16 protein-coding genes are annotated in these 18,351 nt (G+C 63.4%); 2 read left to right on the top strand and 14 right to left on the bottom strand.

Annotation, left to right across the window (positions count from 1 at the left end; translation table 11 throughout):
• Positions 1-30: 30 nt before the first annotated feature.
• From folC to aroC, 14 genes are all read right to left on the bottom strand, one after another.
• The gene (gene folC, locus RKP46_RS16945; RefSeq protein ID WP_311107711.1) at positions 31-1,362 is read right to left on the bottom strand and encodes a bifunctional tetrahydrofolate synthase/dihydrofolate synthase; all 1,332 of its coding nucleotides are present in this window, start codon (positions 1,360-1,362) and stop codon (positions 31-33) included.
• 120 nt (positions 1,363-1,482) lie between these two features.
• Entirely contained in the window at positions 1,483-2,355 is an 873-nt protein-coding gene (gene accD, locus RKP46_RS16940; RefSeq protein ID WP_311107710.1) for an acetyl-CoA carboxylase, carboxyltransferase subunit beta, read from the bottom strand.
• A complete protein-coding gene (trpA, locus tag RKP46_RS16935) occupies positions 2,352-3,176 on the bottom strand; it encodes a tryptophan synthase subunit alpha (RefSeq protein WP_311107709.1) in 825 nt (274 codons plus the stop codon). Before trpA ends, accD begins: the two co-directional genes overlap by 4 nt.
• Before the next feature lie 2 nt (positions 3,177-3,178).
• Complete coding sequence (trpB, locus tag RKP46_RS16930; protein ID WP_311107708.1) at positions 3,179-4,390, bottom strand: tryptophan synthase subunit beta; 1,212 nt, start codon at positions 4,388-4,390, stop codon at positions 3,179-3,181.
• A 115-nt stretch (positions 4,391-4,505) separates the two neighbouring features.
• Positions 4,506-5,135, bottom strand: a complete 630-nt coding sequence (locus RKP46_RS16925) for a phosphoribosylanthranilate isomerase (RefSeq protein WP_311107707.1) — start codon at positions 5,133-5,135, stop codon at positions 4,506-4,508.
• A complete protein-coding gene (gene truA / locus RKP46_RS16920; protein WP_311107706.1) occupies positions 5,132-5,953 on the bottom strand; it encodes a tRNA pseudouridine(38-40) synthase TruA in 822 nt (273 codons plus the stop codon). Before truA ends, RKP46_RS16925 begins: the two co-directional genes overlap by 4 nt.
• Before the next feature lie 3 nt (positions 5,954-5,956).
• Positions 5,957-6,628, bottom strand: a complete 672-nt coding sequence (locus RKP46_RS16915; RefSeq protein ID WP_311107705.1) for a hypothetical protein — start codon at positions 6,626-6,628, stop codon at positions 5,957-5,959.
• 71 nt (positions 6,629-6,699) lie between these two features.
• Entirely contained in the window at positions 6,700-9,888 is a 3,189-nt protein-coding gene (locus tag RKP46_RS16910; protein ID WP_311107704.1) for a FimV/HubP family polar landmark protein, read from the bottom strand.
• 139 nt (positions 9,889-10,027) lie between these two features.
• Entirely contained in the window at positions 10,028-11,158 is a 1,131-nt protein-coding gene (gene asd, locus RKP46_RS16905; protein WP_311107703.1) for an aspartate-semialdehyde dehydrogenase, read from the bottom strand.
• A 31-nt stretch (positions 11,159-11,189) separates the two neighbouring features.
• Entirely contained in the window at positions 11,190-12,254 is a 1,065-nt protein-coding gene (gene leuB / locus RKP46_RS16900; protein WP_311107702.1) for a 3-isopropylmalate dehydrogenase, read from the bottom strand.
• A gap of 84 nt (positions 12,255-12,338) precedes the next feature.
• A complete protein-coding gene (locus RKP46_RS16895) occupies positions 12,339-13,178 on the bottom strand; it encodes a M48 family metallopeptidase (protein WP_311107701.1) in 840 nt (279 codons plus the stop codon).
• A gap of 22 nt (positions 13,179-13,200) precedes the next feature.
• Positions 13,201-14,391 carry an MFS transporter gene (locus tag RKP46_RS16890; protein ID WP_311107700.1) on the bottom strand — a complete coding sequence of 397 codons (1,191 nt, stop codon included), beginning with the start codon at positions 14,389-14,391 and terminating at the stop codon, positions 13,201-13,203.
• 46 nt (positions 14,392-14,437) lie between these two features.
• Positions 14,438-14,689 (bottom strand): DUF465 domain-containing protein, encoded by a 252-nt coding sequence (locus RKP46_RS16885; RefSeq protein ID WP_311107699.1) that lies wholly within the window; start codon positions 14,687-14,689, stop codon positions 14,438-14,440.
• 78 nt (positions 14,690-14,767) lie between these two features.
• On the bottom strand, positions 14,768-15,883 hold the full coding sequence (gene aroC / locus RKP46_RS16880) for a chorismate synthase (protein ID WP_311107698.1): 1,116 nt from the start codon (positions 15,881-15,883) through the stop codon (positions 14,768-14,770).
• Between the two features lie 243 nt (positions 15,884-16,126).
• Between aroC and RKP46_RS16875 the strand changes: the two genes are divergently transcribed.
• The gene (locus RKP46_RS16875) at positions 16,127-16,450 is read left to right on the top strand and encodes a DUF485 domain-containing protein (protein ID WP_311107724.1); all 324 of its coding nucleotides are present in this window, start codon (positions 16,127-16,129) and stop codon (positions 16,448-16,450) included.
• Entirely contained in the window at positions 16,447-18,135 is a 1,689-nt protein-coding gene (locus RKP46_RS16870; protein ID WP_311107697.1) for a cation acetate symporter, read from the top strand. The genes RKP46_RS16875 and RKP46_RS16870 overlap by 4 nt, the downstream gene beginning before the upstream one ends.
• The last annotated feature ends 216 nt before the right edge of the window (positions 18,136-18,351 follow it).

Genomic DNA, 18,351 nt, shown 5'->3' with positions numbered 1-18,351 from the left:
GTACCGCCGTCGCGTACTGGCGCTCTCTGCTCAGCGACCAAGGTTCAGTGCCTGCATGACGGCTGCGACCGTATGGAAAGATCCGAAGACGACGATTCTATCATCTTCCTTGGCCATCTTGGCCGCGCAGTCGAAAGCCACGCCGGGCGAAACGAAGCACTGGCAAGCACCGCCCGGCCCGGTACCGACAAAGCCCGCCAGTTGCACCGCGCTCGCCGCACGCGGGCCGGCCAGGTCGGCCAGCATCCACTCGTCTATCCTGCCGGCCAGAGGCGCCAGCGAAGCGGCAATGTCCTTGTCGGCCAGCATGCCGACGACGGCGAAAGTTCGCGCACAGTAGCCCAGGTCAGCCAGATTGCTCGCCAGCTCGCCGACCGCCTGCGGGTTGTGCGCGACATCCAGAATGATCGTCGGCTTTCCCGGGAGAACCTGAAATCGACCCGCAAGCGACAGATCAATCAAACCGCGCCGGACAGCCTGCATCGACAGGGGCAGGCGGTTGCGCAGCAACTCGCCAGCGGCGAGGGCGGCGCTCGCATTACGCAACTGGCAGCGGCCGCGCAGGACCGGATTCGCCAGGCCGCCACGACGTAGTCCGGCGCGGCCCCAGAAGGTCCACTGGTTGCGGTCGCCGAAGTAGCCGAAATCGCGTCCGAGCAGGTGCAGATCGGCTCCAACCGCCAGCGCGTGCTCGATCAGCGAGGCGGGGGGGTCGGGGTCGGCACACAGCGCCGGCCGACCGGGCCGAAAGATGCCGGCTTTCTCGAAACCGATGGCCGCGCGGGTACTGCCCAGCCATTCGGTATGGTCGAGCGCGACGCTGGTGACGATCGCACAGTCCGCATCGTAGGCATTCACCGCGTCGAGTCGACCGCCGAGCCCGACTTCAAGGATGACGACCTCCGCCTGGCAGGCGCAGAAGATCTCAATCGCCGCCAGCGTCGCGAACTCGAAGTAGGTCAATGCAATTGCGCCGGCGGCTTGCCGGGCGCTTTCAACACGACCAAAGGCCTGCGTCAGCGTGCCGTCGTCTACCGCCTGCCGATCGATCCGTATCCGCTCGTTGAAATCGATCAGGTGGGGCGACGTATAACAGCCGACACGGTAGCCCGCGAAGCTGTAGATGGCTTCCAGATAGGCGCAGGTGGAGCCCTTGCCGTTGGTTCCGCCGACGATGATCAGTGGGCACGACAGGTGCTGCTCGAGCGTCTGTTTGACCCGGACAACGCGTTCCAGACCGAGTTCGATCCCGCTCTGACCCTTGGGGTGCAAGGCTTCGAGATGCTTGAGCCAGAGCCTCAGCGGGGAATCCGGCGCGGGGGCTACAGCCTCTCCGCCCGGAACGCGGCCGGCAGCAGTCACGCGCCAAGCCTGCGCGGCAGGGTCGACGGGCAAGTCCGCCTGCCGCGCAGCGCAGCGCGGTCTGTCACCAACTTTCCTGGCCCGCGCGGCGGGCCACGTTTCTGCGCTGCGCAACAGCGCTCACGCTGCAGCTGGCCTCTTCTGCAACATGGCGAGCAGGCCGGCGATGCGCTCGCGCATCTCGCGACGGTCGACGATGAGGTCGATGGCGCCCTTCTCGAGCAGGAACTCAGAACGCTGGAAGCCCTCGGGCAGCGTTTCACGTACGGTCTGTTCGATCACGCGCGGGCCGGCAAAACCGATCAGAGCTCCCGGCTCGGCAATCACGATGTCGCCAATGAAGGCGAAGGATGCCGAAACACCGCCCATCGTCGGATCGGTGAGAATGGAAATGAAGGGCAACCGGGCCTGCCCAAGGCGCGTCAGGGCGGCCGTCGTCTTCGCCATCTGCATCAGCGAGAAGAGGCCTTCCTGCATGCGCGCACCACCCGAAGCGCTGACGCAAATAAATGCCAGCCGGTGCTCAAGCGCAGTCTGAACCCCGCGCACGAAACGTTCACCCAGCACGGAACCCATCGAGCCACCCATGAAGTCGAACTCGAAGGCAGCAAGTACCACGGGTAGCGTCTTGATCGAGCCGCGCACGACGACCAGCGCATCGCTTTCGCCGGTCGCCGCGGTTGCATCGCGCAGCCGCTCGGGATAGGGGCGGCTGTCCTTGAAGAGCAGGGAATCGACCGGCAGGACTTCGGATCCAATCTCCGAACGGCCCTCTGCGTCAAGCAGCAGGTCGATCCGGGCACGCGAACCGAGCCGGTTGTGGTGCCCGCATTTCGGGCAGACATTGCAGTTCCTGGCCAGATCGCTGGCATACAGCACCGCGTCACAGCCCGGACACTTGCTCCACAGCCCCTCCGGCAGGGCCGACCGGCGTTCGACGCCTGGCTCGCTGCGCTTGATCTTGGGAGGCAGCAATTTGTTCAACCAGCTCATGGTCTTCCTCGTGAGTCGGACGCCACGCCGTCGATTCCGCGCCGCAGCTCGGCCACTAATGCAGCAACGCGCGGGCAGACCTGCTCCGGCGTCGAGCACTCGATTTCTTCGATGATCCGGCTGCCAACAACCACTGCGTCGGCCACCGCCGCCACCGCTGCGGCAGTCGGTGCGTCGCGGATGCCGAAACCAACGCCGACTGGGACGCCAGTGCGCGCTCGGATCTCCGGAACATGCTCGGCGACCGCAGCGATGTCGAGCGCGCTGGAGCCGGTGACGCCCTTCAATGAAACATAATAGAGGTAACCGCGGGCCAGCTTGCCGACCTGAGCGATGCGTTCAGCCTGCGAGATAGGTGCCAGCAGGAAGATCGGCGCCAATGCATGGTGGCCGAGGATGGCGGCAAAATCGGCGCTTTCCTCGGGCGGATAGTCGACGACCAGCGCGCCGTCCACACCGGCCGAGGCTGCCGCTTCGGCAAAGACCTCGACGCCCATCGCTTCGATCGGGTTGGCATAGCCCATCAGGACGATCGGCGTCGCCTGGTCATCGACCCGGAAGTCGCGCACCATCGCCAGCACTTGGCGCAGGCTGACGCCTTGTGCCAAAGCGCGCTCCGAGGCGCGCTGGATCGTCGGTCCATCGGCCATCGGGTCGGAAAAGGGCACGCCCAGTTCGACGATGTCGGCGCCAGCGCTGACCAGCGTATGCAGCAAGGGAACCGTCATCGCCGATGTGGGATCACCGGCGGTGATGAAGGGAATCAGCGCCTTGCGCCCTTGCTCCCGGAGGCGGGCAAAGGTAGTTTCGATTCTTGCCATGGTCAGAAAGTGATGGCCGATTTCTCGGCGACGGTATGCATGTCCTTGTCACCACGCCCTGACAAATTGACCAGGAGCACGTCGTCCTTCGCCAGTGTCGGTGCCAGCTTGCCGGCGTAAGCCAGCGCGTGACTCGATTCGAGCGCCGGGATGATTCCTTCCAGATGGCAGAGATCGTGAAAGGCCTGCAGCGCCTCGGCGTCGCTGATGCTGACGTACTCCGCCCGGCCGCTATCCTTCAACCACGCGTGTTCGGGGCCGACCCCCGGATAGTCGAGGCCGGCCGAGATCGAGTGGGTGGCGATGATCTGGCCATTCTCGTCCTGCAGCAGATAGGTCCGGTTGCCATGCAGCACTCCGGGCCGCCCGGCCGTCAGCGAAGCGGCGTGGCGGCCAGTCGCAAGGCCGTCGCCGGCGGCCTCGACGCCGATCAGGCGAACACCCGCGACCGGGATGTACGGGTGGAAGATGCCCATGGCGTTCGACCCGCCGCCGACGCAGGCAATCACCGCGTTCGGCTGGCGGCCGCAGCGCTCCTGCATCTGGGCAATGGACTCGCGTCCGATCACCGATTGAAAGTCGCGTACCATCATCGGATAGGGATGCGGGCCGGCCACCGTACCAATGATGTAGAACGTATCGGAAACGTTCGTCACCCAGTCGCGCATGGCTTCATTCAAGGCATCCTTGAGCGTTTGGGAGCCGCTGGTCACCGGAACGACCTCGGCTCCCAGCAACTTCATGCGGTACACGTTGGCAGCTTGCCGCCGCATGTCCTCCGACCCCATATAGACGACGCACTGCATGCCGTAGCGCGCGGCGACTGTCGCCGTCGCGACGCCGTGCTGACCTGCACCGGTCTCGGCAATGACGCGCCGCTTGCCCATGCGACGGGCCAGGAGTGCTTGGCCAATGCAGTTGTTGATCTTGTGCGCACCGGTGTGGTTCAGGTCCTCGCGCTTCAGGTAGATCTGCGCGCCGGCGAGCGTTTCCGACCAGCGCCGAGCGTGATAGAGCGGACTTGGCCGGCCGACATAATGCTTCAGATCGCTTTCGAACTCGGCAACGAACTGCGCATCACGCCAGGCAGCGGCATACGCCTCACGCAGTTCGGCAAGCGCTGGAATCAGAGTTTCAGCCACGAAGACCCCGCCGTAGCGGCCAAAATGGCCTGTTGCATCAGGTAGATCGTACTCGGAACCCACTGTCCACAAACTCCTTGCGGTGCCACGACGTAAGGCCAGCGCGTGCTCGCCGTCGCCTCGGCACGGGCAGCCGTGAGGCTGCCCGTGCGCCGGCCCGGCCGTTTCGACGGATCGTACCGGCTGCCTAGTCGCCGGATTGGTCGGCTGCCCGCACTGCCTTGACGAAAGCGCGGATCTTTGCCGCATCCTTGATTCCCTTGCCGGCCTCGACTCCGGAGGAGACGTCAACGGCTGCCGGATTGAGGCACCGCACCGCCTCGCCAACATTGTCGGCATCCAGTCCGCCGGAAAGAATCAGTGGCTTGCCTAGCGTCGGCGGCACCAGCGACCAGTCGAAAACCTTGCCGCCGCCGCCATAACCGTCCACAAACGCATCAAGAAGGATCGCCTGCGCCGAGGGAAAGCCCGCCGCGTATTGTAGCAAATCCATGCCCGCCCGGACGCGCGCCGCTTTCACGTAGGGGCGATCGAACTGTCGGCAATACGCCTCGTCCTCGTCGCCGTGCATTTGCAGCAAATGGATGGGAACTGCAGCAAGCGTCGCACGCACCTGAGCCGGATCGGCATTGACGAACAGCCCGACGATCGTCACCAAGGGCGGCACGCAAGCGGCCAGTTGGGCGGCCGTCGTCAGATCCACGTAGCGCGGGCTGGGCGGGTAAAAGACCAGGCCCAAAGCATCGGCACCGGCGTCGACCGCGTCCTGCAGATCGCTGGCGCGCGTCAGACCACAGATCTTGATTCGCGTCTTCATCTTTCAACAGTCTTGGTGACGGCGCGCGAACCCACCGCGAAAGGCAGGAGAAGGGTATCGTCATCAAGCGGCAAGTTCCAGCATGCCGGGTAGTGGACGGTGACCAGATAGAGCCCATCGGCCGGAAAGGTTGGTGCAGCCAGTCGGCGGTCGCGGCTGGCCAGCAGGCTGCTGATCCATACGGGAGGCTGTTTGCCCTGGCCGACGTGTACCAGACTGCCGACCAGATTGCGCACCATGTGGTGGAGAAAAGCCGAGGCAGTGAAATCGAAGACGATGAGATCGCCGTTTCTCTCGATTCGCGCCTGATGCATGAACTTGACCGGCGATACGGCCTGGCATTCAGCGGCGCGAAAAGCTGAGAAGTCGTGTTCACCAAGGAGCAGGCCGGCTGCTTCCTGCATGTCCTGTAGCCTGAGAGGGTGATGATACCAGCCCAGCCGGGCATGCCCGACGCCGGGCCGATGCGCACGATTGAGCAGGAGATAGCGATAGTGACGGGCAAGCGCCGAAGCGCGTGCATGGAAGCCCTCTCCCACCACGTGCGCCCAACGGACGGCAACGCTGGCGGGCAGAAAGGTATTGCACCCGCGCACCCAGGCGTACAGCGAACGGTCAAGCGTGGTATCGAAATGGACGATCTGACCGAGCGCGTGCACTCCGGCGTCGGTCCGACCCGCACAAACAACCTTGATCGGCACGCCGGCAAATTTTCCAAGCGCTTCTTGCAGCGCGTCCTGTACGCTACCCCCAGCGGGCTGCTTCTGCCAACCACAGAAACGGCTGCCATCGTACTCGAGCGCGAGAGCGATTCGCACGCGCTACATCCGCTGGGCGAGGAAAACCGCCACCAGACCACATACCAGCAAGATCGCCAGGTAGTCCCGGTACGACAGCGGTTTATCCGCCAGTTCAATCACTTCGCCTCCCGCGACATGTTCGTGCGGCGCCAACAGACTGCGCCAGTCGCGCCAACTCGGAGGCATTTGGTCTGCCTGCCGCAAGACGAGGATCAGGCGTACGACGACACGATCAGTATCGATCCGCCAACGGCGAATCGGCTGCAGCAAGCCGTGCAAACCCCTGAGCAGGTCCGCCAAGGGCATCCCGTAGCGCAGGATGGCAACTGCCATCAGCACCAGCAGGAGGCGCCCGACTTGCGTCAGCGCTAAAGACAGGCCCTCCAGGGTAGGCGCCAACGCGCTTGGACAGACAGCTTCGCCCGCTTCTCCCCAGGCGAAAACGGCGAACAGGGAAACGATCAGCCAGCGCGAGCCCCACGCCAGGCGTTTCCAGTCTTGCCGGACGCCGGCACCGCAAGCCGATAGGAGCAGCAGGGTCAGCAGGATGTGCCAACCGGCAAGCGACTGCCCGACCAGCAGCAGGGAAAACCAGACGACCAGCAGCGTTGTCGGATGAAAGCCTGCTCGCTTGCCAGCCGCTGGCGGACGATTGACCTGCGGCTTGCCCGATTCCGCTGCTGCGTCGCGCACGACAAGATCAAGCCCAACCGATGACGGCTGGCAAGCTGGCGCAGGCAGTGTCAACCGCGGGGCAACAAGGCCTATTCACGTAATCCGGCAAGGAGGGCTTGTGCCGCCGTGCGCTGCGCCGCATCGCCATCTCTGAGGACCTCCTGCAACAACTCGCGCGCCCCCTCGACATCGCCCATTTCTTCATACGCCCTGGCGAGTTCGATCTTGGTAGACACTTCTTCGTTGGAACTGATCTCGATGTCGGAGACCATGTCCATTGCGGACGAGAAATCCGAGTTAACCAGAGTGTCTTCCTGTGTTCCGGAAAAACCCGGGTTGACCAGCGTGTCTTCCTGCTCCATGTCGAAGGCTGTCGCCTGAGCAGCACTGCTATCGGAGCGGCTACTCGGCGCAAAGACGTCCACTTCGGTCAAGTCCAGACTGATCGAGGCCATGTCGGCGGCCGACGGCACTTGCATCGCATGTCCGAGAACCGTCGAATCGGTCAGCTTCACGTCGAAATCGAGCGCGCCCTCATCCGCCGACCCGATGTCCACGACATCCTCTACCGCCCGTGCTGGCGCCAGTGGCTGCGCTTGCGGAGGAAGCTTGGCAGCAGGGGGCATCACGCCTGCGCTGCGCGCGCTGGGTGCAACAGGCTCCGGCGGTTCACTCGCCAGATCGAAATGGAAGCCGAGGTCCGTGTCGTCTGACGCGCCTCCTGCTGGCGGCCGCGGGGCGACCAGCATGGTAATCTCTGGCGGGTAAATTTCGTCGCTAACCGGCACCGCCCGACTGTCGTCATCGAAATCGTCGCTGGCAAGCGGCGCTGGAGTCGGCATGGACGCGCTCAGATCGAAATCGAGCGCGTCGCGCTGATCCGAGTTTCGATAGGCGATCGTCTTTTCGACAGCCAGTGCGTCACCACCAGTCGACTTCGGCGAACTCGCCCCGGACGCGTCGCTAGTGCCGAAGTCGAAGTCGAGATCTGCCAGGTCAGCGGTCTGCAGGCGCGTTTCCACCTCGGTCTGCCGGGGCGGAATAACCTGCGTAGGCGCCTCCGCGCCGACCGCGGCCTGCGCCATCTGCGCAAGCTGTCCCGGCTTGGCGATGGTACTCTGCAAGGCGTCGGGACGAACGATCAGCGTCGTCTCCGAATCGCGGGCCGGTCCCTCGGCGTTTCGCAAAGCGCCGGCAAACAGGGGGTTTTCCGGATCGACCTGCAGCCCCATCGCCGCCGCCTTCTCCCAGTCCGGTCCGACTCCGCCCGTTGCCTTGTAAAGCTCGCTGATCAGCAGGTCGAAAGGCTTGCTGTCTTTCCTCGCCAGATAGATCTCCAGCAGCTTCAGGTGTATGGCGTGGCGACCAGGGTCCTTCTGTTTTGCCTCGAGCAGGATTTCTTCCGCCTGTGCGTCACGGCCATAAGCCATGTACACATCGGCTTCGGCCACCGGGTCGACTTCATCGGTGTCGATGCTTCCCGGGCCGGCCTGGCTGAAGTCGGTTTGCGCCATCGAATGCGACGTGTCGACGCTCTGACCACCCGTGCTATGGAAAACCGAGTTGACCATCAGACTGTCACCCGCCGGGGTGAGTGTGCTGCTTGCTTCGAAGGGTCGACTGTTCTCCGCATCGCGCCGCCGCTTGACGAACCAATAGGCCGCAAGCAGGGCGATTATCCCGCCGCCGCCAGCAAGAAATGGCGTGCTGGTCGCCAGCTCTTCGAGAAAGCCGGGCTCTTCCGCCGGAGGGACGGTTGCCTTCGGCTTTGGCGGCTCGGCTGGCTTGGGCGCTTCGACCGGCTTCAGCGCTTCCGCCGGCTTGGCTGGCTCGACCGGACGGGCGACCTCGGGTTTCGCTTCGCTCGTCGGCTGAGTACCGCCCGTTTCGGTTCTTGGCGGAGTCTCAGGCTTTACCTCGGCCGGCCGCTCGGCAGGCTTGTCGGGCGGTTTTGCGGTCACCTCGGATGGTGCAGGCGCTGGCGTGGGCTCGACGCGGCCAGTCGGGGTTGCCGGGGCCGTCGGGGTGGCAACCGGCGGTGCAGTCGTGGCGCTTGCTGGTACGGCGGCACCCGCCGGCTTTCCGGGCTCGGCGGCCGGTGCACTCTTGCCGGTGGACTGCTTTTCGAGTTCGGCCAGCGTCTTGCTCTTGAGTTCGAGCAAACGCTGCAATTCGGCAACGCTGCGCTCGAGACTGGCCAATCGTTCGTTGGCCTCGCGCAACGCCTTCTCCTTGGCGATCAAGTCTTCGTCCGGACGCTTGCCGGCCGCCGGCGATCTGCTTGCCGCCGCCTCGGTGCGCGAGACGCGCAGTTGGTCCCTCGGCTCCTGACCGGCGGTTGCCCTATCCTCGACGCGTGTCGTCACCTTGCCGCTGGCCTGCGCCCGCGCGTCCTCGGCAGCGATCGGCGCCTCGCTGGCGGCCGTCGCCAGGCGGCGCCGATAGCCACTCCAGTCGGCCGATTGCGCGATGACCGTCCGCCTCGCGTCTTCGCGCGGAATCGCCTGCAGTGCATCTTTGTCAGGAACCGAGAGGACTTTTCCGGCCTTCAGGCGATTCATGTTGCCGCGATCGAAGGCATCAGGGTTGGCGCGATACAGTCCGGCCAGCATCTGATCGAGCGACACTCCGTCCGGTCGCAACTCGCTGGCGATCTGACCCAGCGTTTCACCGCGCCGCACCTCACGCGCAGTTGCACCGGCGCCCGCCGGAATCGGCGGTTCGCTCGGCCGGGGACGCGGGCTCGCCATACGCACCGGCCGCTCTGCGCGCGCCGGCGCGTCGGCAAACGGCGGCGGCAAGGCCACGGGCTTGGTGACTGCCGTGGCGGCATTCCTCGCCGCATAGTCGGGCGGATCGAGCAGGAAGGTGTACTCGCGAATCAGGCGGCCGCTCGACCAGTTCAATTCAAGCAGCAGGTCCATGAACGGCTCATTGATCGGCCGTTCCGAACTCAATCGGATGACCGGTTGCCCATTGGCTCGTCTGATCAGGGAAAAGTTGATGCCGTGCAAGGCCGGAGCGTAGTCCACGCCGGCCTGTTTGAAAGCGTCCGCCGCGGCAAGCTGCGCTTTCATTCCGGCGAGTTCCTCGCGCGTCGCAAAGACCTCCACTTCGGCCCGCAGAGGCTGGCCCAAGGCGGAGAGGACCGTCACCTTGCCCAAGCCAGCAGCGCTGGCGTACTGCGGAAAAGCGGCGAGCGCCAAAGACGAGGCGACTAACCAGGCCGAAGTCCTCAGTCTGAAAGCCCTTGGTGTGTAATGTTTGTTCTTGGCCACGCCGCCACCCTGAGCGTCGAAATCGGGATTATTAAAATAACATCATGAAGTTAGCCATGCAAGCCATACTTTTTGCCGACCTGCTGCCGATCATTTTCCGCGCCCCCCTGCACGTAAAATACTTATTACATTTTTTCAACTAGTTATCAATCAGTATACGAAGCATGCGACGGAGTGGTTCGGCAGCCCCCCACAAGAGCTGGTCACCGACTGTGAACGCCGCCAGATACTCCGGACCCAGCGCCAGCTTGTGCAGCCGGCCCACCGGTATGCTGAGGGTTCCAGTCACTGCCGCCGGCGTCAGTTCCCGCTCACTCAGCTCGCGTTCGTTGGCGACGACCTTCACCCAGGGGTTGCCTTGCGCAATAATCTCCTCGACTTCGTCCAACGGTACATCGCGGCGCAACTTGATGGTCAGTCCCTGAGCATGGCAACGCATCGCCCCGATGCGAACACACAGGCCGTCCACCGGTATGCTGCCGGCTGTGCGGAAAGCAGGACGTCCGAGGATTTTGTTGCACTCGGCGCCGCCTTTCCATTCCTCTTTCGACTGGCCGCCGTCGACCGGCACGTCGATCCAAGGAATCAGGCTGCCGGCGAGGGGCGCCTGACGGAAGTTTTTCGTCGGGAAAGCCGGCGAGCGCATCGTCTCGGCAACCTTGCGGTCGATCTCGAGGATTGCCGAGGCTGGCTGCGCCAGTTCGCTTTCGACCGCCTGGTACAAGGCGCCCATCTGCAGCAGCAACTCGCGCATGTTTTGCGCCCCGGCGCCGGAAGCCGCCTGGTAGGTCATCGCGCTGACCCATTCGACGAGGTCATGGTGAAACAGGCCGGCAAGGCCCATCAGCATCAGGGAAACCGTGCAGTTGCCGCCGATCCAGTTGCGCCCGCCGTTTGCTCGGGCGGCATCGATGACGCTGCGATTGACCGGATCCAGGATGATCACCGCGTCCTCCTGCATGCGCAGGGTAGACGCCGCGTCGATCCAGTGACCCTGCCAGCCAGCAGCGCGTAGACGCGGAAAAATCTCCCGCGTGTAGTCGCCCCCCTGGCAGGTCACGATGATGTCCATCGGCGCGAGGTCGCTCAGCGACATCGCATCGTGCAGCTTGCCCGCGTCCTTGCCGGCGATCACCGGGGCTGCTTCCCCCACTGCCGAGGTCGAGAAATACCGCGGTTCGATATGTTGAAAATCACCCTCTTCCAGCATGCGCTGCATGAGCACCGATCCAACCATGCCGCGCCAGCCCACCAGACCCACTCTATTCACCGATTTGCTCCTCCAGTTCTTCTCGTCCGAATCACAGGGCGGCGAGAACCGCATCACCCATCGCGCGCGTTCCCACCTTGCGCGTACCCGGCTCGTAGATGTCCGCCGTGCGGTATCCTTGCGCCAGAACGGCCTTTACTGCCTGCTCGACGCGCTGTGCCGAGGACTCCAACGCGAACGTATAGCGCAGCATCATCGCCGCCGAGAGAATCGTCGCCAGGGGATTCGCCACGCCCTCTCCGGCAATGTCCGGCGCCGACCCGTGGCAGGGCTCGTACAGTCCCTTCCGATTGGCGTCGAGCGAAGCGGAAGGCAGCATGCCAATCGAGCCGGTGAGCATCGAAGCCTCGTCCGACAGGATGTCGCCGAACATGTTGCCGGTCACCACGACATCGAATTGCTTCGGGTTTCTGACCAGTTGCATGGCGGCGTTGTCGACCAGCATGTGGCTCAGTTCGACATCGGGGTATTCGGTCGCTGTTTCTTCGGCAACGTCCCGCCACAACTGGGTGGTCTCCAACACGTTCATCTTGTCGACCGAACACAGCTTCTTCCTGCGTTGGCGCGCTGCCTCGAAGGCAACGCGCAGGATGCGGCGAATCTCGCTCTCGCTGTAGATCATCGTGTTGAAGCCTACTCGCTCGCGCTGGCCAGCCAGCTCGCGTACTTCGATGCCGCGTGGCTGACCGAAATAAATGTCGCCGGTCAGTTCCCGGACGATCAGGATATCCAACCCGGCGACCACTTCGCTCTTCAGCGTCGAAGCATTTGCCAACTCGGGATAAAGAATCGCCGGGCGCAGGTTGGCAAACAGGCCGAGATGCTTGCGGATTCCCAACAGCCCCCTTTCCGGGCGCTGCTCGCGCGGCAGCTTGTCCCATTGCGGGCCGCCGACAGCGCCGAGCAGGACCGCATCAGCATCCTGCGCAAGCTGTTGCGTCGCAGCCGGATACGGATCGCCGGTAGCGTCGACGGCGCAGCCGCCCAGCAGGGCCTCGTGCATTTCGAAATCCAGGTCGAGCGCACGCAGCACGCGTACCGCTTCGGCCATGATTTCCGGGCCAATGCCGTCCCCTGGAAGAACACAGATTTTCATTCGCATTTCCTCAAAGCACGCGATTATGTCACAGCCCCTGCTTCTCGTCAGATCGTGCCGGCGCTTCGCCGATCTGCCCAGCGCCTAGCGAGCGCGTCGCACACCGGCATACAAGGGGTACACGCGCTCGGCATAGACCCGCAAGTCGGCGATGCGCGACGCGTGCGACGGATGCGTAGACAGCCACTGCGGCGGTTGCCCACGCACGGTGCGGCCCATCTTCTCCCATAGGGCGATCGCCGCAAAGGGATCGTAGCCGGCGCGCGCGGCGAGTTCGACGCCGATGCGGTCTGCTTCCTGTTCCATCTCGCGCGAGTTCGGGCGCATGAACGCGAGATCGCCGACGGTTCCGATGATGCTCTGGCCGAGACCGGAATCGACACCGAAGTAAGCCCCGATCAAAGCGCCGCCAATGCTGGCTGCCACGTTTACGCCAGCCGCCCGACTCGCCTTCTCACGCCCGTGCTCGCGCAGGGCATGCGCGATCTCGTGTCCCATCACTCCGGCAAGTTCGTCATCGGTCAACTGCAGTTGCTCGAGCAGGCCGCTGTAGACGGCCATCTTGCCGCCTGGCATGCACCAGGCGTTCAACTCCGGAGAGGTGATGACATTGACTTCCCACGACCAGCCGGTCGCGTCGCTGCGGAAGGCTGCGGTGACCGGGATCAGCCGCTGGGCAACCAGGCGCACGCGCTCGAACTGTTGCGGGCTGCGATTGAGGCGGTTCCTCGCCTGCGCCTCGCGCATGGTCTCCTGGTAGGCCTTGGCGGCCGAGCGATTGATCTCGCCCGACGAAACGAGCATGGTTTGTTCGCGTTGAACGCCGACCGCTCCGCCAGCGGTCGTGCGGGTCGTCGCACAGCCGGTAGTCAGTCCGGCAAGCAGCGCTGCCAGGCAGCAACTGCGCAAGAGACCGATGATCATCGCGCTTTCCTCACGATCAGTATCAACTTCGGGCAACACACCGGGCGCGCTCAGCGCCGACGTCGGCCAGATCGCTGTGCTGGATCCAGCGGGCAACGAACAGGAGACCGACCACCGCAAAGCTCGCGCTGATCGTGTAGGTCGGCGCCGCCCCCAGCCGTTCCCACGACCATCCGCTGAGCAACCCGCCGAGCAGGCCACCGGCACCAAAAGAAACGCTCGAGTAGAGCGCCTGCCCACGGGCCTGACAGTTTCCGGAAAACCAACGATTCACCGCAGCAATAGCCGCTGCGTGGTAGGCACCAAAGGTCAGTCCGTGCAACAGTTGGGCAAGAAGAACCAATGGCCAGTGCTCGACACACCAGCCGATGAGCAGGAAGCGGATGGCGGCTGCGGCAAAACAGACGAGGAGAATGGTACGCAAGCCATAACGGCGGAGCAAGTCGACCATGAAGAAGAAGACAGCAATCTCGGCGAGTACGCCGAGCGACCACAGACCGCCAACGGACAGCTTGCTGTACTGATGATTGGCGAGGTGTATCGAGTAAAAGACGTAAAGCGCGCCGTGCGCCGCCGACATGGCAAAGCAGGCGGCAAACAAAGCGCGCACACGCGGCTGGCGAAGAATGTCTCCGATCGCTTGCTCCGATGCCACTCCGGCAGCCGTCCCGGCCGGCTCGGGGACCAGCGCGGCGCACAGCAGGGTGCTGCTCAGCAGACCCAGCATCACCCAGAGCAGGGCCGGCAGGTCCATTCTATCGAGTAGCGCACCCGTTGCCATCACCGCAACGATGAAACCGATCGATCCCCAGAGGCGGATCCGGCTGTAACCTTGGGGCTCATCACGCAGATGAGCAAAGGTCGCGGTTTCGACGAGGGGTAGCGCGGCGCTCCAGAAGAAGGCGAAAAGCGCCATGGCGAGCAACACGGCGGCGAAACTCCGCGTGAGGAAGAAGGCGGAAAAGCAGATCAGGCCGAGGGCTGCAGCGAGGCGGACGGCCGGCAGCCGGCGTACCAGCCGGTCGGCCAGTGCACCCCACAGGTAGGGGGCAAACAGCCGCATCAAGGGCAGCTGGGACATCAAAAGGCCGATGTCCCAGGCGGAAAAGGCGAGCGACTCGAGGTAAAGCCCGAAGTACGGTGAAAAAGCGCCGATGCAGGCAAAATGGAAAAAATAATAGCCCGAAAGCCGCCAATAGGGCAGAAGCTGCATCAGGCGCTTCTACCGGACGCCTGCCCGCGGGCCGGCACGCGCCGGCTCAGTCGCCGCTCTTGTGCGCAACGAGCATCCGGTACATCTGGTCCTTCAGACGAACCCGCTGCTTCTTCAGATTCTCAAACGCGAAATCATCCACCGGGACATCATCTTCCTCGAGCCGTTCGACTTCCCGCGTGAGCTGATGGTACTCGTCGTACAAGTTGCCGAATTTCTCGCTTGCCGCCTTGAGCGCGTGGATCGAGTCAACATACTCTGGGAAGTCAAGATGAAGGTCGTGGTGCTCAACTTGCATGATCATAGCCTCAGGAGACTCCGGCCGGCCGGATGCGCGACCAGACGGCGCGATTATACTGGCTAGTGCCGCCGGTCGTCACTTGCCCGGGACGTCCGGCAGATGCCCGGCAAGGCGCGGAGTAAGGCAGCGGACGTCGGCGCACTGGGCGCGATGGCGCAGGGCCAGATCGATCAGGACAAGCGCCAGCATCGCTTCGGCAACCGGGGTCGCCCGCAGACCAACGCAGGGGTCGTGCCGGCCGTGCGTCTCGACGATCATCGGCTGACCGTGCACGTCAATCGAGCGACGCGGCAGGCGGATGCTCGAGGTTGGCTTGACCGCCAGCCTGACGATGATCTCCTGTCCGCTCGAAATGCCACCCAGCACACCTCCGGCATGATTGGAGAGGAAGCCTTGCGGGGTCATCTCGTCGCCATGCTCGCTGCCCTTTTGTTCAACGCTGGCGAAACCGGCGCCAATCTCGACGCCCTTTACCGCGTTGATACTCATCATCGCATAAGCGATCTGGGCATCCAGCCGATCATAAACAGGTTGGCCCCAACCGGGTGGAACGCCGCTGGCGCTGACCGTGAGCAACGCACCGACCGAATCGCCCGCCTTGCGCAAGCGATCCATATAGTCTTCAAGTTGTGGAACGATCGTCGCGTTCGGTGCGAAGAAAGGGTTGCCGGCGATGTCTTCGCGCGCAACGAAGGGAATATCAATCGGCCCCAGACGACTCAACCAGCCGCAGATCGCCACGCCATGGCGTTCGGCCAGCCACTTGCGGGCAATCGCTCCGGCCGCTACGCGTACGGCGGTTTCGCGCGCCGAAGACCGCCCGCCACCACGTGGATCGCGCAGGCCGTACTTCTGCAGGTAAACATAGTCCGCATGGCCGGGGCGGAAAGTCGTCGCAATCTCAGCGTAATCCTTGCTCCGCTGGTCCTGGTTGCGGATCAGCAGGGCAATCGGCGTTCCCGTCGTCATGCCCGCGAAAACGCCAGAGAGAATCTCGACCTGATCCGGCTCGCGACGCTGCGTCACATGGCGTGAAGTTCCAGGCCGACGCCGGTCGAGATCGGCCTGGATATCCGCCGCGCTGATTGGCAGACCAGGCGGACACCCGTCCACCACGCAGCCGATAGCCGGCCCGTGCGACTCGCCAAACGATGTCACGCAAAACAGGGTGCCGATGGTGTTGCCGGACATAACTGCCTCGTCGAAGATGTGGTTGCCGGGTTGCGCATGCCGGCGGGCAGTCTACCACAGGGGTAGCGGGCCGATGCTCGCCGCCTGCCGCCGGCCAGCGGCGCCGGCTCAACCTCTGCCACCAAGGTCCTTCTGGTCCTCCGCCACCAGCTTTGCCGTAAGCCCGAAGTAAGTATTGCTGATTATGATCGGGCGCCAGTCATGGCAAGTGACTCGATCGACAACAGTCTCTTTTGGAGGAGGATAAGCAAAGTGAACGACGACATCGTTGCGCGGATTGAGGCCAATCCGAAGTTCCACCAGTTCGTGCAGAAGCGCAATTCCTACGGCATCATCATGTCCATCCTGATGATCATCGCCTACTACGGCTACATTCTGCTGATTGCTTTCAACAAGGAATGGCTGGCCACCAAGCTCGCACCCGGGATGGTGACTTCCATCGGAATTCCGCTCGGCGTCGGGGTCATCGTGTTTACGATCATTCTGACCAACATCTACATTCGGCGGGCCAACACGGAATTCGACGATCTCAATGCCCAGATCCTCAAGGAGGCGAACAAGAAATGATCAGCCAATCGACCCGCAAAATTCTCTTCGCTACGGCTGCTCTGCTCGCCACGGGCAGCGTCCTGGCGGCTGGCGCCGACCTCGGGAACACGACCAAGCAAGCCACCAACTGGGTGGCGATCGCCATGTTCGTCGTCTTCGTCGCGATTACGCTCGGCATCACCAAGTGGGCAGCGGCGCGCACCAAGACAGCAGCCGACTTCTACACGGCCGGTGGCGGAATCACCGGTTTCCAGAACGGCCTGGCGATTGGCGGCGACTACATGTCAGCCGCTTCCTTCCTCGGAATTTCCGGCCTGGTCTTCGCCAACGGCTTTGACGGCCTGATCTTCTCGATCGGCTGGCTGGTCGGCTGGCCGGTGATCACCTTCCTGATGGCCGAACGCCTGCGCAACCTCGGCAAGTTCACCTTTGCCGACGTCGCCGCGTATCGCTTTGCCCAAACGCCGATGCGCACCTTCGCTGCGACCGGTTCGCTGGTCGTCGTCGCGTTCTACATGATCGCCCAGATGGTCGGCGCCGGTCAGTTGATCAAAGTCCTCTTCGGTCTGGAATATACGGTGGCGGTGATCCTCGTCGGTGTGCTGATGATGTGCTACGTGCTCTTCGGTGGTATGACCGCGACGACCTGGGTGCAGATCATCAAAGCGATCATGCTGCTTACCGGTGCAACGTTCATGGCCCTCGCCGTGCTCTGGAAGTTCGGCTTCAACCCCGAGGCGCTGTTTGCCAAGGCGGTCGAGATCCATTCCAAACACGATGCCATCATGTCGCCTGGCGTGCTGATCAAGGACCCCGTATCGGCCATTTCCGTGGGAATGGCGCTGATGTTCGGTACCGCCGGCCTGCCACACATCCTGATGCGCTTCTTCACCGTGCCGAGCGCCAAAGAGGCGCGCAAGTCGGTTGGCTGGGCGACGACCTGGATCGGCTACTTCTACATTCTCACCTTCATCATCGGCTTCGGCGCCATCGTCATGCTCACGCAATCGCCCGAGCTGTACTACGTTGATGGCGATCTCGCCAAGGGTCTGAAGGGCGGCGGCAACATGGCCGCTGTACACCTGTCGAACGCCGTCGGTGGCAACTTGTTCCTCGGCTTCATCTCGGCCGTCGCCTTCGCGACGATTCTCGCCGTCGTTGCCGGCCTGACGCTATCCGGTGCCTCAGCCGTCTCGCACGACCTCTATGCAACGGTGCTCAAGCACGGCAATGCGGACTCCGCGTCGGAACTGCGCGTGTCGCGGATCACCACCATCTGCCTCGGCATCGTCGCGGTGTTCCTCGGCATCGCTTTCGAGAAGGAAAACGTCGCCTACATGGTGATGTTGGCCTTCGTCATCGCGTGCTCGGCAAACTTCCCGATTCTCTTCATGTCGGTGCTGTGGAAAGACTGCACGACCAAAGGCGCGGTCGCTGGCGGCGTCGTCGGACTGGTCAGCTCGGTCGTTCTGACGATTCTCTCGGCGTCGGTTTGGGAAGCGGTCCTGAAGAACCCGAAAGGAAGTGCGTGGTTCCCGTATTCGTCGCCCGCCATCTTCTCGATGACCGCTGCTTTCGTGGTCATCTACATCGTTTCGAAGATGGATAACAGCAAGCAGGCGCAGCTCGAGCGGTCGCTTTATCCAGCGCAGCGGGTTCGCTCCGAAACCGGTGTTGGCGCGGCGGCTGCCTCGGGTCACTGAGCGACGCTGAAAACTTGCTGTTGGACGGCGTGCGTAATGGTTTCCGGCATCCCACCCGATGAGCGTCGACTGGCCCAAGTGACCTACACCGGGGATACGTAGCCGCTATCGGCACGCTGGACAACACAACGGCTCGGGAGGAACACCTCCCGAGCCGTTTCTTGTTGGGATTGACCGATAGCAGGGAAAGCCGCTCGGCGCCTTGCTGCGCGGGCG

It is taken from the genome of Accumulibacter sp., assembly GCF_031732815.1.
Taxonomy (GTDB): domain Bacteria; phylum Pseudomonadota; class Gammaproteobacteria; order Burkholderiales; family Rhodocyclaceae; genus Accumulibacter.
This window is presented reverse-complemented; position numbering and strand designations above follow the sequence as displayed.

Excerpts from the sequence above, each read along its gene's own strand:
- accD (WP_311107710.1), bottom strand. The coding sequence starts at position 2,355 with ATGAGCTGGTTGAACAAATTGCTGCCTCCCAAGATCAAGCGCAGCGAG.
- trpA (WP_311107709.1), bottom strand. The coding sequence starts at position 3,176 with ATGGCAAGAATCGAAACTACCTTTGCCCGCCTCCGGGAGCAAGGGCGC.
- RKP46_RS16925 (WP_311107707.1), bottom strand. The coding sequence starts at position 5,135 with ATGAAGACGCGAATCAAGATCTGTGGTCTGACGCGCGCCAGCGATCTG.
- leuB (WP_311107702.1), bottom strand. The coding sequence starts at position 12,254 with ATGAAAATCTGTGTTCTTCCAGGGGACGGCATTGGCCCGGAAATCATG.
- RKP46_RS16895 (WP_311107701.1), bottom strand. The coding sequence starts at position 13,178 with ATGATCATCGGTCTCTTGCGCAGTTGCTGCCTGGCAGCGCTGCTTGCC.
- RKP46_RS16890 (WP_311107700.1), bottom strand. The coding sequence starts at position 14,391 with ATGCAGCTTCTGCCCTATTGGCGGCTTTCGGGCTATTATTTTTTCCAT.
- RKP46_RS16885 (WP_311107699.1), bottom strand. The coding sequence starts at position 14,689 with ATGCAAGTTGAGCACCACGACCTTCATCTTGACTTCCCAGAGTATGTT.
- aroC (WP_311107698.1), bottom strand. The coding sequence starts at position 15,883 with ATGTCCGGCAACACCATCGGCACCCTGTTTTGCGTGACATCGTTTGGC.
- RKP46_RS16870 (WP_311107697.1), top strand. The coding sequence starts at position 16,447 with ATGATCAGCCAATCGACCCGCAAAATTCTCTTCGCTACGGCTGCTCTG.